The organism is Tenacibaculum amylolyticum (genome assembly GCF_964511145.1).
In the GTDB taxonomy this organism is placed as follows: domain Bacteria; phylum Bacteroidota; class Bacteroidia; order Flavobacteriales; family Flavobacteriaceae; genus Polaribacter; species Polaribacter amylolyticum.
The window spans coordinates 146791-159761 of sequence record NZ_CAZEFZ010000026.1 but is presented as its reverse complement, the minus strand read 5'-3'; the positions used below and the strand labels follow the sequence as shown (position 1 = coordinate 159761).

The following is a 12971-nucleotide window of genomic DNA, read 5'->3' as shown; positions in this document are numbered from 1 at the left end:
TTCAAATTTCCGAAATCAAGAGTTCTTAGAGACTAAAATCTTACTTTTTTACAAATGCTATTTTGAATTTTGCAACGTCAAAAAAAATTAAAATAGTAATGAACAAATTAAAGACAATTTTTATTTCAAGCATTTTTGCTTTGTTTGTAACGAGTGGATTTTCTCAAGAACTTTCTATTGTAAAAACTGCAGGTATTAGTATTAATGAACTTCCAGAGTATGTTATTATCACTTCACAAAACACAAAACTTTTAGGAGGAATTAATATTGTAATTGATGCAAAAAAATCATCATACAAAAATCAATTAAGAGAATTGGAAAGTTTATTACAGGATGGAGATAAACTACGTGTAAGAAACCAAACCGATTTATTAAACTCAATGTCTAAGTTAGGATATGAGTTTTTAGATGCTTACAATGCTAGTTCTGTAGTGTCTTCTAACAGTAAAAACAGAAATGATGATGTAGATGATATCTTTAATGCATTAGATGGAGGTGAAGGTACCTTTAGAGTAAATATGGTTTTCAGAAAGAAAGAAAAATTTAGACAATATTAAAAACATTAATAATCCAAAATAAAAACTAATGAGAAAAATAATTTTACTACTGGTTTTACATTTATCTGCAAGCACAATCTATGCACAATCTAAAGAAGATTTGCTAGGGAAATGGCAATTAGAACATTTTGAGGTGAATGGTCAAGAGATAGTTATAAAAGATGCGTTTAACACCACTAATGTATACCAAGTTTTTAAAGACAAAGGAGCATTTGTTAGCGTGATAGGAGATCAAAAAATAGAAGGAACTTGGGAACTAAAAAATAAAGAAATTATTATAAGTTCTCGTGGAGTAAAAGCAAACCAAAAAGTGTTAGCGTTTAAAGACGATTATGTAAAGTATTCGTTTAAAGAAGGTAAAGACGTATATATTACATCGTATAAAAAAGTAAAAAAATAGATTACCTAAATAAAGACTATTAGTTAATAAACAACTAATAGTCTTTCTCATATAAAAATCGCGTAACAATAAATTAGTAAGAAATGAATGTAAAGAAAGTATTAGGTTTTGGTTGTTTAGGCTTGTTTCTTTTAATAGCAGGTGTTTCCATTTTTGTATTGTATAAAATAGGAAGTTCACCACTTGTAGAAATGTATAGTACTACTGTAACAGTTGATGAAATTAGCGATGAAGAAAAAGAGGTGTTGTTTGTAGGAATGCATCACATAGGGTTGGAAACTTTTTATAAGAATGTACAAAAAGAAGTTATTAAAGCTAAGAAAGAAGGTTATGTATTGTTTTATGAATATGTAGATTATACAAATGAAACGGATACTACATTATTACAAAAAACTCGAAAGTTGGCAGGTTTAGTTCCTAGTCCAGAGAATTATGCGAAGATGGTAGCTAAGATCAATGCAGATTCTGATGACTCAGAAAAATTAGTAGCTCAAAATAATGCGTTGTTTCTACATCAGGTTAATGACAAAGATTTTAATATCGATCTAACACCTAAAGAAATTATTAATGCATATGAAAAGAAATATGGAGTAATACAATTATCAAAAATAGACAAAGAAACACCTATAGATGAATCTATTGAGGAAACTTTGCCTCAAGAAGGTTTTGAAGCAATCATTTTAAATCTTCGAAATGAACATTTAGCAAAAGCAATTGAAGAATCTAAATACCCTAAAATATTGGTATTGTATGGTTCTGCACACAAAGAAGGACTATTAACAGATTTACAAAAGTTGAATCCTAATTGGAAGCAAATCGAAACAGAAGAGTTGTATAATTAAAATGTTTCATATGAAAGCAAAAAAAATAATGGGAATTGGATGTTTAGGTATTCTAATCATACTAATTGGAGTAGTTGGTTTTGTATATTATAATTTAACTCAGAACGCAAAACATTATGAGTCTGCTGTAGTAGATATACAGCTTACAGATAAAAACGGAGCAACAGTTACAACATATTATGAAGAAGTAGATATAGTATACGCAGACAATACATATGTTGTTAACTTAAATTACAATGGAAAAGTATATCCTTTTGTAATAGATACAGGAGCATTATTTGTGATTTCGGATGACTTTGTAAAAGAAGCAAATCTAGGAAGGCCTTCAAGTCAGATAAAATTAACAAACGCTCTAGGAAAAACAAGCACAGCTAACCAATATGAAATAAATAAAATAGGTTTAGGTACACTGGTTTTTAATAATTTAAAAGCAACAGTAGGTTGGACACCAGATGCTAAAGCTAGTGTTTCATCTTACGGTTCTATTGGTTATCAATTACTAAGAGGAAGTCATTTTGTACAGTTAAATGCAGCAAGAGATAAACTGATCTTGAGTAGTAACAAAGAAAAACTAACAGGATTCAATACTAAAAATAAACTCGATTTTACATACCAACAAGGTAAGGTTTTTGATGTGCCAGGAATAGGAAAGGAACTTAAGAATAAAGTAATAGCATTATCTCCAACAATTAAAGGTATTGAGATTAATGGAGAAAAAAATCCTAACTCTATAACAGAGTTTGATTCTGGGAATACAACGCATTATGTAACATTGACATCAGATTTATTCAAAAAATATAAAAATCCAGAGAAGCTGCATACGATTAAAATATTAATTTATGGAAACGGTCAAAAAGCAGTGAATGAATATCAGGCATCTGAAGCTAAAAGCATTAAACTAGGAGAAATTGAATTTAAGAATGTTCCTATTCTAGAAGTAAACTCTTTGGGAGTTGTTGATGTTGGAGCTTATGTTATGCGTCATTTAAATACAACTTTCGATTGGGGACAAAAACACCAGCAAGAAGGTGTTTATTTAGCTCCAATTGGTAGAAGCAATACAATAGATCTTTCGCCAGAATCATCATTTGGTATTGGGTTAAGATACGAGAATAATAAAGTAATTGTAGGTAAAATAGTAGTAAATGGAGTTGTAGAAAAAGCAGGAATACATTTTGGAGATCAAATTATTAAATGGGGGCAAACTGATGTCTCTAACATAACAGCTAAACAATTCAAAGACTATTTTTATTATCCTAATACAGCTATTAAACCTTTAAGTGATGCTATTTTAGGTATTACAAAAAGGCAAGATTCACTTCATATTTCTGTTGTAAACAAAAAAGGAGATACCATTAGCAGAACAATACAAAGGCATTATCCTTTTTCGAAAAAATAAATACATATGTGGCAAAGAATTTTCCATTCTTCATTAATGAGGATCATTATAGGGTTTATAGTTATTATTAGCACAACTGTATTAACATCTATTTTACTAGAGCTTATACTACCCACTGAGCTTTTATCAGGAAATACTAAGGAACTATTACTAAATATTATTCCAGTAGGATTAAGTGTTTTCGCTTACATATTTTTATATACCTATTATGAAAAACGAAGTATAGTAGAATTTTCTTTTAAAAGAGAAAATGCTATTCAATTGGGAGCAGGTTTACTATTAGGATTCGCTTTACAAGCACTTACAATTTTAGTTATTTATATAAAAGGAGGTTATACTATTACTGGTATAAACCCTATAAGTTATATTATTCAACCTTTTGCAGCTGCTCTTTTTGCTGGTGTTGTAGAAGAAATTTTATTTAGAGGTATTTTATTCCGAATTATGGAGGAAAAACTAGGTAGTTATCTATCATTAATCATTTCTGGTTTCATATTTGGAATGGTACATTTAGGAAACCCTAATAGCACATTTATGGGAGGTTTAGCTATTGCAATAGAAGCAGGAATTTTACTTGGAGTAGCTTATATGTACACAAGAAACCTTTGGTTTCCTATTGCGATACATTTTGCATGGAATTTTTCTCAATCGGCAATTTTTGGAGCGAATGTTTCTGGGATTTCTACCAATCAAACATTAATCACATCTGAAACAACAGGAGCAACTTGGTATACAGGCGGAGCTTTTGGTCCTGAAGGATCTATTCAAGCAGTACTGTTTTCATTAATTGTAGCAAGTATCCTCTTATTCTATTGTCATAAACAAGGAAAGGTTGTAAAATTTTAATTGGGGGAACAAATAAGAAGTTATTATTTTTATTTGTAGTATGGAAGGCAGCTCTGAGAGATTGGAGTTGTCTTCTTTTTTATTTTAGTTCTGAAAATAGAGTTATGAATTCGGATATTTTAGGTTTCTTTCACTGTTTTTTTCCATGAAAAGATGATTTTTGTTCCTACACCTTTTTCAGATTCAACAGAAATATTTCCATGATTTTCAGAAACAATTTTCTTTACAATAGTAAGACCAATTCCAGTGCTGTCAACCTCATTTTTGTTAGCATTTAACTGACTAAACATTTCAAAAATTTTCGTGTGGTATTTTGGATCTATTCCAGGGCCATTATCACTTACAGCAAATACATATTCATTAGAAAGCTCAGTCACAGTAATATCAATAATTGTTTGTTCTTTATCGCTATATTTAATAGAATTACTAATTAAGTTTTGGAATACATGTTCTAGTTCAATTTTATTGGTGTATAATGCTACATCGTTATCAGGTAAATTAACGGTAACATCACTCTTAAGATTGATCAATTCAATAACTTCATTTAATAAATAATGTAAGCTAAATTCTTCTTTATTTTTATGTCCTTTAGCAACTTTAGAGTATTCTAAAAGTCCGTTAATTAACGCATTCATTTTTGTGATACGTTCTTTTAAAAAGTTAAAATGTTTTATAGCATCGTCGTATAAAGCATCTTGAAGGTCTTCTTCTATAAAAGATATAAGTGTATGCATGGCCACTAAAGGAGCTTTTAAATCATGAGATACAATATGATTGAAGCTATCTAACTCAGCATTATAGCTTTCTAATTGGCGTAGATTTTCTGTTAATTCGGTATTCATTTGAGAAAGCTCTTCAGACTTTTCTGAAATTTCAGCTCCCTGCTCAAGCGCTAATTCCTTAGCATTTTCTAACTGTCGAAAAGAATTAGAAAATCGTCTCATTAATAACATAGAAAGCAACATGAAAACAATTATGTAGGCAAAGTTTACATAAATGATAGCATTCCCATTTTTTCCTAAGAAGACAAAAATATGTATATAAAATACCGCAGAACCTAATAGCATACTTACTAATAATAATATAGATTCGTAATGCTTTCTAATAATGGCTTTAATTATAACTACGGTTACGAATATCAAATTGATAATCATAGAAAGTAAGAAAGGTATTACAAATTTGGTAAAGTATGGCGCTGGTAGAAAAATTACTAATAAAGAAAGTAAGCCAAAAACTAACGTAGCAACTTTTGCATACATATCGCTTTTGAAATAGTCGAAAATAGTACAGAAAAAGAGACTGGCAGAAGCACCTGCAAGAAATAAAGTAACGTATTCAATTCTAGTTAGTAATATCCAACTAACGTTTGGAAATATTTCGGCAAAAGGTGCGTAACGATCGCTCACAGCCATATAGGATAAAGAAATACAAAGCAAACCAAAATAGAGAATAGCTTTGTCTTTATTCCAATAGAATAAAAAGAAGAGCAGAAAGAACATTCCTATAAAACCCAAGCAGCCAATAAAAATCATATCGGCAATAATTCGTTTAGATTTTAAATTTTGTAAATGGTAACTCGAACCTATAATTAAAGGTTTGTCTATACCTCCTTTAGTATGATAAAAATTAGCGACTTGAATTACAATGTCAAAATTAGTTTCGTTTGTACTTAAAGGAATTAATTGTGATGTTCTTCTATGTAATGTGGTAGCCCTTGTAGTTCCAACTCTACCAATTTCTGAAATTAATTCTCCATTAATCCAAGTTTTTGATGAGCCAAAAGCAGCAGGAATTGATAACGAAATATGTGGTCTATATTTAGAAATAGAAAATTTTAATCTATAAGTAGCATAACCAAAAGAAGGTAGTTTAGTACTATCAGGAAGATTAAATTTTGTCCAGCTTTCTAAAGATACTTTTGTAAAAGGAATTTTAGAGGTAAATTCTTCTGGTGTAATTAATTGTTTCCAATAAAATGCCCAACCAGATTCTAAGCTTATTTCGGTATTTCCTTCAATAAATATATGTCGAAGGTCGAGCGTATCTATTTCTTCAGTAGCTTGAGGTAAACTAAAAGAGGAATATATGGAGAATAAACAGATGAATATACAATAAGTATACTTTGTAAAGCAAGCATTCATATTGTGTAGCCACTGAACGTCGGGGAAACTTCTAGTGTGTAATTGTACTTTCATACGCATTAACCAAAATAGGTAATAAATATGACTTTAAAAAATTAGAATTAGATTATAATTATTCACAAAAAATAATATCTCTAAGGAATCAAATTGTTTAGGTAAATATATAAGAATTAATATTTTAATCCTTATCAACAAATGTAAATAAGAAAGAAATTATTTTCTTTTATTTTGCAATTTATAATACGTTATTTTAAAGAGTTTAAAGAAATTTAAATGGATAAAAGATCAACATTAGATGAATCTTTACATACAACTCATAAAGTAAAAGCAGGAGAGTGCTTTATTAAAATAGGAAAGCCTTGTACTAGGATAGGGAAACTTTTGAATGGAGTTATGAGAGGATTTGTTTATGACAATGACGGTAATGAAATTACTACACATTTTTATCAGGAAGGAGATATGATTGTAGGGAGTTATATTCCAAATGTAAATATTGCATTTACTATAGAAGCTTTAGTTGATACTGAAATTTCTGTAGCAAATTATTCGGAGGTAATGTCTTGGGTAAATAAAGATCATAAAATAACAGAAATTATAACTCGAGAATTTCAGAAATTAAACAACCAACTACAATCAAGATTAGTATCTCTTTTAAACTTAAGTTCTGTAGAAAAATATGAGCTTTTCTTAAAAGAATATCCAAGCTTAGTAAATAGAATTCCACATTATTATATTGCAAACTACTTAGGAATTACACCAACACAATTAAGTAGAGCTAGAAAAGATTTTATCAACAAATGTAGATGAGAAAAAAATAAGCCATCAATAGTTTTGTATTCGAATTATATAATAAATTATGAATACTGTATTATCAGACAAGGCTGTAAAAGAATTACAAGAAAAAGGACCACAATACTTACGTAAAGTAATTAGACACACACAAACTTTTAAAACTACTCCAGATAAACTATTTCCATTATTGTGCCCAACAACTGAGTTTGATTGGATGGATGGTTGGCATTGCGAATTGGTATATTCTCAATCTAATTACCATGAGTACAATGCTATTTTTAAAACAGACTATTTCATTCCTAACGAAACTTGGGTGGTATCACATTTTGAACCTAACAGAATAATAGAATTTGTAAGAGTTTCAGAACATGTATCTGTAAAAGTTGATGCAAGAATTTGTGATAATTTAGATGGGACATCTACAGGAACATGGATTGTAAATGCTACAGCTTTAACGCCACAAGGTAATGAGGCTCTTAAGAATATGAATCCGAATGATGAACCTATTGGGATTTTGCTAGACGCATTAGATTATTATATTAAAAATGACGAGATAAAACCATTACCTGATGGAATTTTTAATAAAAATTAACTACTAAAATCATAACTCTTTTGAGAATTCTCGAAAGAGTTGTTTCCATATAAAAAATACTAGAAAACAAAGGATTGACAGAGATATTGAATCTCTAAAAAAATACATTAGATATGGATACACATTTTGATATGACAGATGCAAAATTTGAAAACCAATTTCAAAATTGTACACTAAATCCTCAATTATTTTCTCATGAAGCACATTTACGATTAGCTTGGATACATATTAAAAAATATGGAGTAACAATTGCGGAGCAAAACATACAAAATCAATTACAAGATTTCGTAAAACATGTTGGAGCAACAGATAAATATCATACAACACTAACTATTGCGGCTATTAGAATGGTAAATCATTATATACAACAGTCTAAAGCAAAAGATTTTCAGGAATTTATAAAGGAATTTCCAGAGTTAAATAATAGCTTTAAAGCATTAATTAATAGCCATTATAGTTACGATATTTTTTCATCTGAGGAAGCTAAATCTGTATTTTTAGAACCAGATAAGGTTCCTTTTTAAAAAGAAACTAAAATAAACTTTCCGCTATTGTTATAAATAGCGGAAGGTTTTAAGAGGTAACATTTAAAAATGGATGCTATAATTCACTTAGTTTTTAGGCATCCAATCTGGAGGTTTTACCAGAGCCAGTAATTTGTTTTTAAAACCTTTTATGGCTGTTAATTTAGTGTACAATCGAGTTAGTCCATGAAAAAAAACTTTAATAGGATTAGTGCTCTCTAAAGGTTGTGAAATACCATAACGTACGGTTTCAACTTCAGGTTCAAAAGTTCCGAATATTCGATCCCAAATAATTAAGATACCTGCATAGTTTTTATCCCAATATTGTTTATTAGAACCATGATGTACACGATGGTGAGATGGTGTATTGAAAATATATTCAATAGGTTTGGTGAGTTTGCCAATAATTTCAGTGTGTAATAAGGTCTGAAATACCTGAACAAAGACTTCACATAATAAAACTAAAATAGGATCGTAACCCAGCATTACTATGGGAAGAGAAAATACAATTGGCATAATAGCATCTAAAGGACCAAAACGATATGCGACAGACATATTAAAATGTGGAGAACTATGATGTACAGTATGTGTTGCCCAGCCAATTCCAATTCTATGCATTGTTCTATGTTCCCAATAATAGGCAAAATCAGCTAATAAAATACAAGTTATAATAGTAGCCCAATTAAGTTCTAAATGAGGCAAACTAACATTATTATATAACCAATAGTAAACTTTGGTAATCGCTAAAATTCCAAGAATAATCTCAATAAGAAAAAAAGCTCCAAATGTAATAATGTTTGCAATACTATCAAGGATGAGGTCTTTGCTTAAGCGTTTTAACCAAGCATAGCGAATTAATTCCAACCCGAAAAAAGGAAGAATTATATATAATAAACTTAAGTCGTTAAATACATAAAACCAGTAATTAACATCTATCCAATCTAACTGTTTTGATAAAAATTCAATCATAATTTATTGTCTTTTCCAAGTTTCTACATCGCCATAACCATAGTAGTCGTAGCTTAATTTAAAGGTGTTTTCATTTATCATATCTATGGTACAAGCAACATCATATACTTGCTGTTCGTATTCAATTTTATAAGTACCACTTCCTTTATAACCATCAAAAGATTGTATGGTTAATGCTTTAGTTTTATCAGCTTTTTCTATATTTCCATTGGTGTCTTCATACGAATAAGTATAAGCGTTAAATAGGTTTCCTTCTTTTTTAATGGTATAAACAATTGCACCTTTAAAATCTTTTGAATTGTAATTAAGTTTCCATTTCCCTATAATATAATCTGTAGTTTCATTATAGTTTTTTGATGTACTATAAGCTTCATTTATCATTTCTTCCAATTGATTTTGAGTGTTTTGTAGGGAAGTTTTAGAAGCATAACCTACTAAATGAGCACTTCCAGTTAGTAAAATAATGACAGCAATACTTCTAAAAAATAATGTTGAGTTTTTCATATGATTACATATTTTGAATTATTGGTATTTGAAAATAGAAACAAGATCAATAGGTTTAAAGATGCAAGAACATAGACTCTCTGTTCTTTTTTCTAAAAGTGGAACAGTCTTTTTTCTATTATTTCATATGATTAAATATTTTGAATGTAGAAAAATGCTTCTGAACCATCTGAGCATAGTAATCGTTCACCTTCATCAAAAACCATGGTTCCATTATGTTTTTCAATAGTTTTCAATGTTTTTTGTACATCCTTAACTCCAAAAACACAAATCCAATATTCGTATGTACTTTTTATACTATTTGGAATTTCATTAATGGTTGCTATATGCTCGTTTTGTGAGTTGTATACTGCAAAACTATTGCTAGAGATTTCTGTAAACTCCCAATCAAATAATGCTTTATAAAATGAAATAGCTTTTGTAGCGTCAGAAATATGGAGTTCATTAAAGATGAATGTATTTTCTTCATTTTTAGTTCTTGAATTGAATGCATTACCATCATAAACTGTAAACCCAGCACCTAGAGTATCTCGTATTAAAGCAATATTTCCTATGGAAGCATCTATTTCTACTAACTCTATAATACCACCTAATTCACGTGCTTTTTCAACAGTGCTTTCAACATCAGAAACTTGTATATAAGACATCCAAAACGAAGGCATTTTCATTTTTTGAAATGCTAATGGTGTTTCATAGAGACCAACAATTTCTTTAGGACCAAGATATGCTGTAAAATAATTGTCAATATTGTAGTACTTCCAGCCAAAAACCGCTTCGTAAAACGTTTTTGTTTTCGTTGGATTATAACTTGATAAGTCTGCCCAAATAAAATTATTAACTACCATATTATTGTTGTTTTAAGATGATAGTACAAAGTTATTAAGTGGAATAACAGTTATTTTTGACTTAAGTCAAAATCTACTTTCTAACTCTGCTTAAAGTTTCCTGACTAATACCTAACATAGAAGCAATATGTCCCAAATTTGCAATTTGAGTAATATTAGGAATTGCTGTGACTAACAATTCATATTTTTCTTTCGCAGAGAGGAAATAATAACCTTTATAAAAATCATCTATTAAAGCCAATTCTTTCTCAATTAATAAACGGCCAAAACGTTCTAATTCAGGGAATTTTGTGTATAATTCTTGCCATTGATCATAAGTTAATGAAATTACTTCACTAGGAGTTATAATTTCTATATAATCTTTTGAAGGTGTTTGTGTTATATAACTATGCCAAGAAGTAATCACATTGTTTTCTGGATATACCCAATGCGTAATATCTTTTCCATTTTGATAAAAATAAGTACGTAACGAACCACTTTTTAAAAAATAAAGCCGTTTGCATGTTTTTCCTTCTTTATTTAATAAAGTTCCTTTTTCCAAAGTTTCGTATAAAACTAAAGAACTGATGGCATTTACCGCTTCTTTAGAAAGCAAGGTGTATTGTTGTATATAATTTATGAACTCAATTATGGGTTTATCTATCATAAGGTAAAACAATATTTAAAAAAGGATAACCAGTTCAAATATACATAAGAGATTTTTAGATGAAAGAAGAATAAAAATAAACTCTATAGAAAAAACTATTTTTGCTATAAAATATATGGTTGTTATATAAATGATTAAAAAAATAACAGGAATACAAGAATTATACAACTTTACAGGATTAAAAAGAACTCCTATTGCTAACCATTTTGATATTTTAACACACGAAGAAACGTATCCAGATACACTAAAAATGGTTGCTGCACATAGAAGAGATTTCTTCTCAGTTATTTTTTTAGAGAACCAACAAAGTGGAGAAATGCATATCAATCAGAATACACATGCTAGTATGAATGATATTTTATTTTTCCAGTCTCCACAACATGTGTTTAGTTTTATCAGAGGAGAATCCATGAAAGGGTTTTTATTGTTTTTTACAGCCGATTTTTTGTTGCCTTATATAAAAGATATTGTTGCTGAATATACTTTTTTTAGTAGCGTAGAGAGTAATGTATTTCAGTTAAATAAAAAGGAAAAAGAAGAAACTACAGACTTATTCAAAATTATTCTAAGAGAGCAAAAAAATGAAAACCTATGTAAGTTTTTAATAGCGGCACTTTTAGAAAAAAGTAAAAAAATACAAGAAAAGTACCATACTATAGAACAAGCAATACCTACGGAATTTCAATTGGTAAATACGTTTAAACGCTTAGTGTCGAATCATTTTATAGAGCATAAGTCAGTTGCTTATTATGCTGAAAAATTAAACCTAACAGCAAACTATTTAAACGACAGAATTAAAGTTCATACCGGTAAAACGGCTAAAGAACATATAACGAGCAGAATTCTCTTAGAAGCAAAAAACATGTTGTTGTATACAGATATGGATATTGCTGAGATCAGTTATACATTACAATTTAATGAGCCTTCTTATTTTGGCAAGTTTTTTAAGAAGCACACACAACAAACTCCAAAGAAGTTTAGAGACAATCAGTAATTTGTACCATTTTCCCCTTTTTTAGTATTATTCTTCACTTAGATAGTGAGTGTAATTTTGCAGTGTAATTCATTAAAATTATACAAATGGGCAAAGTAGCATTCATTACAGGAGCAAACCAAGGATTAGGTTTTGGATTATTACAAAGGCTAAATGAGTTGTATACAAAAGAAGATATTATTTATGTAGGCGTTAGAAGAACTGAAGAGAGAGAAAAAGCTATACAAAGTATCATAAATAAAGGGCCTAAATTAGAAGTGCTTTATGTAGATGTTGCTAAAGAAGACACTATTAAGTCTGTAAAAAATACCATTGTAGAGAAGCATGGAGGGATAGACCTTGTAATTTCTAATGCAGCAGCACGTATTTCTCCAGATATAGATAATAAAGATCAAGTAGCTCAATTTGTTAGAACAAACAATTTCGGAGCCTATTGCATGTTAAAGCATTTTCAACCATACTTAAAAGAAAATGGCGTTTTTATTGTTGTAGCTAGCTCTTTTGGTTCTTTAATTCATCTAAAAGGACACTTACATTCCCTCTTTAATGTTGAAACAAAGTCTTTAGAAGAGATCAACACAATTATGTCTAATTATATAACAAGTGTTAAAAAAGGAACTGCGACTACAGAAGGTTGGCCAGAGTGGATTAATATTCCTTCAAAAATAGGTCAAGTAGCATTAGCTAAGATAGCAGCTAGAGAAGAAGAGCGTCAAAATGCAAATAAACACACAAGTATTTTTGCTGTTTGCCCAGGTTTGGTAGATACAGATGCATCAAGACCATTTTTTAATAATATGCACGAAGCACAAACTCCTTACGAAGCGGCAAAGCATATCAGTAATATATTACAAACAGATACCACACAATTTTCAGGAAAACTAATACAATTTGGAAGAGAACTTCCATGGAATTAAACG

The 12971-nt window shown here is 29.6% G+C and carries 15 protein-coding genes; 10 read left to right on the top strand and 5 right to left on the bottom strand.

Annotated features, from left to right (window positions below; translation table 11 throughout):
- Positions 1–98: 98 nt before the first annotated feature.
- The 5 genes from ACKTTC_RS09020 (at position 99) to ACKTTC_RS09000 (ending at position 4044) form a co-directional block, all read left to right on the top strand.
- Complete coding sequence (locus ACKTTC_RS09020; RefSeq protein ID WP_408039483.1) at positions 99–557, top strand: hypothetical protein; 459 nt, start codon at positions 99–101, stop codon at positions 555–557.
- A 28-nt stretch (positions 558–585) separates the two neighbouring features.
- Positions 586–957, top strand: coding sequence for a lipocalin family protein (locus tag ACKTTC_RS09015; protein WP_408039482.1), 372 nt, complete (start codon positions 586–588; stop codon positions 955–957).
- A gap of 83 nt (positions 958–1040) precedes the next feature.
- Positions 1041–1799, top strand: a complete 759-nt coding sequence (locus ACKTTC_RS09010; RefSeq protein WP_408039481.1) for a hypothetical protein — start codon at positions 1041–1043, stop codon at positions 1797–1799.
- Between the two features lie 10 nt (positions 1800–1809).
- A complete protein-coding gene (locus ACKTTC_RS09005; RefSeq protein ID WP_408039480.1) occupies positions 1810–3198 on the top strand; it encodes an aspartyl protease family protein in 1389 nt (462 codons plus the stop codon).
- Between the two features lie 36 nt (positions 3199–3234).
- The gene (locus ACKTTC_RS09000) at positions 3235–4044 is read left to right on the top strand and encodes a CPBP family intramembrane glutamic endopeptidase (protein WP_408039479.1); all 810 of its coding nucleotides are present in this window, start codon (positions 3235–3237) and stop codon (positions 4042–4044) included.
- 119 nt (positions 4045–4163) lie between these two features.
- On the opposite strand, the gene ACKTTC_RS08995 is transcribed toward ACKTTC_RS09000, so the two are convergent.
- Complete coding sequence (locus ACKTTC_RS08995; protein WP_408039478.1) at positions 4164–6239, bottom strand: ATP-binding protein; 2076 nt, start codon at positions 6237–6239, stop codon at positions 4164–4166.
- Positions 6240–6458: 219 nt separating this feature from the next.
- Here ACKTTC_RS08995 and ACKTTC_RS08990 point away from each other — a divergent pair, with 219 nt between their 5' ends.
- The 3 genes from ACKTTC_RS08990 (at position 6459) to ACKTTC_RS08980 (ending at position 8093) form a co-directional block, all read left to right on the top strand.
- Complete coding sequence (locus ACKTTC_RS08990) at positions 6459–6992, top strand: Crp/Fnr family transcriptional regulator (protein WP_408039477.1); 534 nt, start codon at positions 6459–6461, stop codon at positions 6990–6992.
- Positions 6993–7041: 49 nt separating this feature from the next.
- The gene (locus ACKTTC_RS08985; RefSeq protein ID WP_408039476.1) at positions 7042–7569 is read left to right on the top strand and encodes a hypothetical protein; all 528 of its coding nucleotides are present in this window, start codon (positions 7042–7044) and stop codon (positions 7567–7569) included.
- Positions 7570–7682: 113 nt separating this feature from the next.
- The gene (locus ACKTTC_RS08980) at positions 7683–8093 is read left to right on the top strand and encodes a hypothetical protein (protein ID WP_408039475.1); all 411 of its coding nucleotides are present in this window, start codon (positions 7683–7685) and stop codon (positions 8091–8093) included.
- Positions 8094–8180: 87 nt separating this feature from the next.
- On the opposite strand, the gene ACKTTC_RS08975 is transcribed toward ACKTTC_RS08980, so the two are convergent.
- The 4 genes from ACKTTC_RS08975 to ACKTTC_RS08960 form a co-directional block, all read right to left on the bottom strand.
- Complete coding sequence (locus tag ACKTTC_RS08975; protein ID WP_408039474.1) at positions 8181–9062, bottom strand: sterol desaturase family protein; 882 nt, start codon at positions 9060–9062, stop codon at positions 8181–8183.
- Positions 9063–9065: 3 nt separating this feature from the next.
- On the bottom strand, positions 9066–9566 hold the full coding sequence (locus ACKTTC_RS08970; RefSeq protein ID WP_408039473.1) for a hypothetical protein: 501 nt from the start codon (positions 9564–9566) through the stop codon (positions 9066–9068).
- Between the two features lie 131 nt (positions 9567–9697).
- Positions 9698–10411 carry a VOC family protein gene (locus ACKTTC_RS08965; protein WP_408039472.1) on the bottom strand — a complete coding sequence of 238 codons (714 nt, stop codon included), beginning with the start codon at positions 10409–10411 and terminating at the stop codon, positions 9698–9700.
- A gap of 73 nt (positions 10412–10484) precedes the next feature.
- The gene (locus ACKTTC_RS08960) at positions 10485–11057 is read right to left on the bottom strand and encodes a Crp/Fnr family transcriptional regulator (RefSeq protein ID WP_408039471.1); all 573 of its coding nucleotides are present in this window, start codon (positions 11055–11057) and stop codon (positions 10485–10487) included.
- Positions 11058–11187: 130 nt separating this feature from the next.
- Between ACKTTC_RS08960 and ACKTTC_RS08955 the strand changes: the two genes are divergently transcribed.
- Both ACKTTC_RS08955 and ACKTTC_RS08950 read left to right on the top strand, forming a co-directional pair.
- A complete protein-coding gene (locus tag ACKTTC_RS08955; protein ID WP_408039470.1) occupies positions 11188–12051 on the top strand; it encodes a helix-turn-helix domain-containing protein in 864 nt (287 codons plus the stop codon).
- 86 nt (positions 12052–12137) lie between these two features.
- Positions 12138–12968: an SDR family NAD(P)-dependent oxidoreductase gene (locus ACKTTC_RS08950; RefSeq protein ID WP_408039469.1), complete on the top strand. Its 831-nt coding sequence runs from the start codon at positions 12138–12140 to the stop codon at positions 12966–12968.
- Positions 12969–12971: the final 3 nt, after the last annotated feature.

Excerpts from the sequence above, each read along its gene's own strand:
- ACKTTC_RS09020 (WP_408039483.1), top strand. The coding sequence starts at position 99 with ATGAACAAATTAAAGACAATTTTTATTTCAAGCATTTTTGCTTTGTTT.
- ACKTTC_RS09015 (WP_408039482.1), top strand. The coding sequence starts at position 586 with ATGAGAAAAATAATTTTACTACTGGTTTTACATTTATCTGCAAGCACA.
- ACKTTC_RS09010 (WP_408039481.1), top strand. The coding sequence starts at position 1,041 with ATGAATGTAAAGAAAGTATTAGGTTTTGGTTGTTTAGGCTTGTTTCTT.
- ACKTTC_RS09005 (WP_408039480.1), top strand. The coding sequence starts at position 1,810 with ATGAAAGCAAAAAAAATAATGGGAATTGGATGTTTAGGTATTCTAATC.
- ACKTTC_RS09000 (WP_408039479.1), top strand. The coding sequence starts at position 3,235 with ATGAGGATCATTATAGGGTTTATAGTTATTATTAGCACAACTGTATTA.
- ACKTTC_RS08995 (WP_408039478.1), bottom strand. The coding sequence starts at position 6,239 with ATGAAAGTACAATTACACACTAGAAGTTTCCCCGACGTTCAGTGGCTA.
- ACKTTC_RS08990 (WP_408039477.1), top strand. The coding sequence starts at position 6,459 with ATGGATAAAAGATCAACATTAGATGAATCTTTACATACAACTCATAAA.
- ACKTTC_RS08985 (WP_408039476.1), top strand. The coding sequence starts at position 7,042 with ATGAATACTGTATTATCAGACAAGGCTGTAAAAGAATTACAAGAAAAA.
- ACKTTC_RS08980 (WP_408039475.1), top strand. The coding sequence starts at position 7,683 with ATGGATACACATTTTGATATGACAGATGCAAAATTTGAAAACCAATTT.
- ACKTTC_RS08975 (WP_408039474.1), bottom strand. The coding sequence starts at position 9,062 with ATGATTGAATTTTTATCAAAACAGTTAGATTGGATAGATGTTAATTAC.
- ACKTTC_RS08970 (WP_408039473.1), bottom strand. The coding sequence starts at position 9,566 with ATGAAAAACTCAACATTATTTTTTAGAAGTATTGCTGTCATTATTTTA.
- ACKTTC_RS08965 (WP_408039472.1), bottom strand. The coding sequence starts at position 10,411 with ATGGTAGTTAATAATTTTATTTGGGCAGACTTATCAAGTTATAATCCA.
- ACKTTC_RS08960 (WP_408039471.1), bottom strand. The coding sequence starts at position 11,057 with ATGATAGATAAACCCATAATTGAGTTCATAAATTATATACAACAATAC.
- ACKTTC_RS08955 (WP_408039470.1), top strand. The coding sequence starts at position 11,188 with ATGATTAAAAAAATAACAGGAATACAAGAATTATACAACTTTACAGGA.
- ACKTTC_RS08950 (WP_408039469.1), top strand. The coding sequence starts at position 12,138 with ATGGGCAAAGTAGCATTCATTACAGGAGCAAACCAAGGATTAGGTTTT.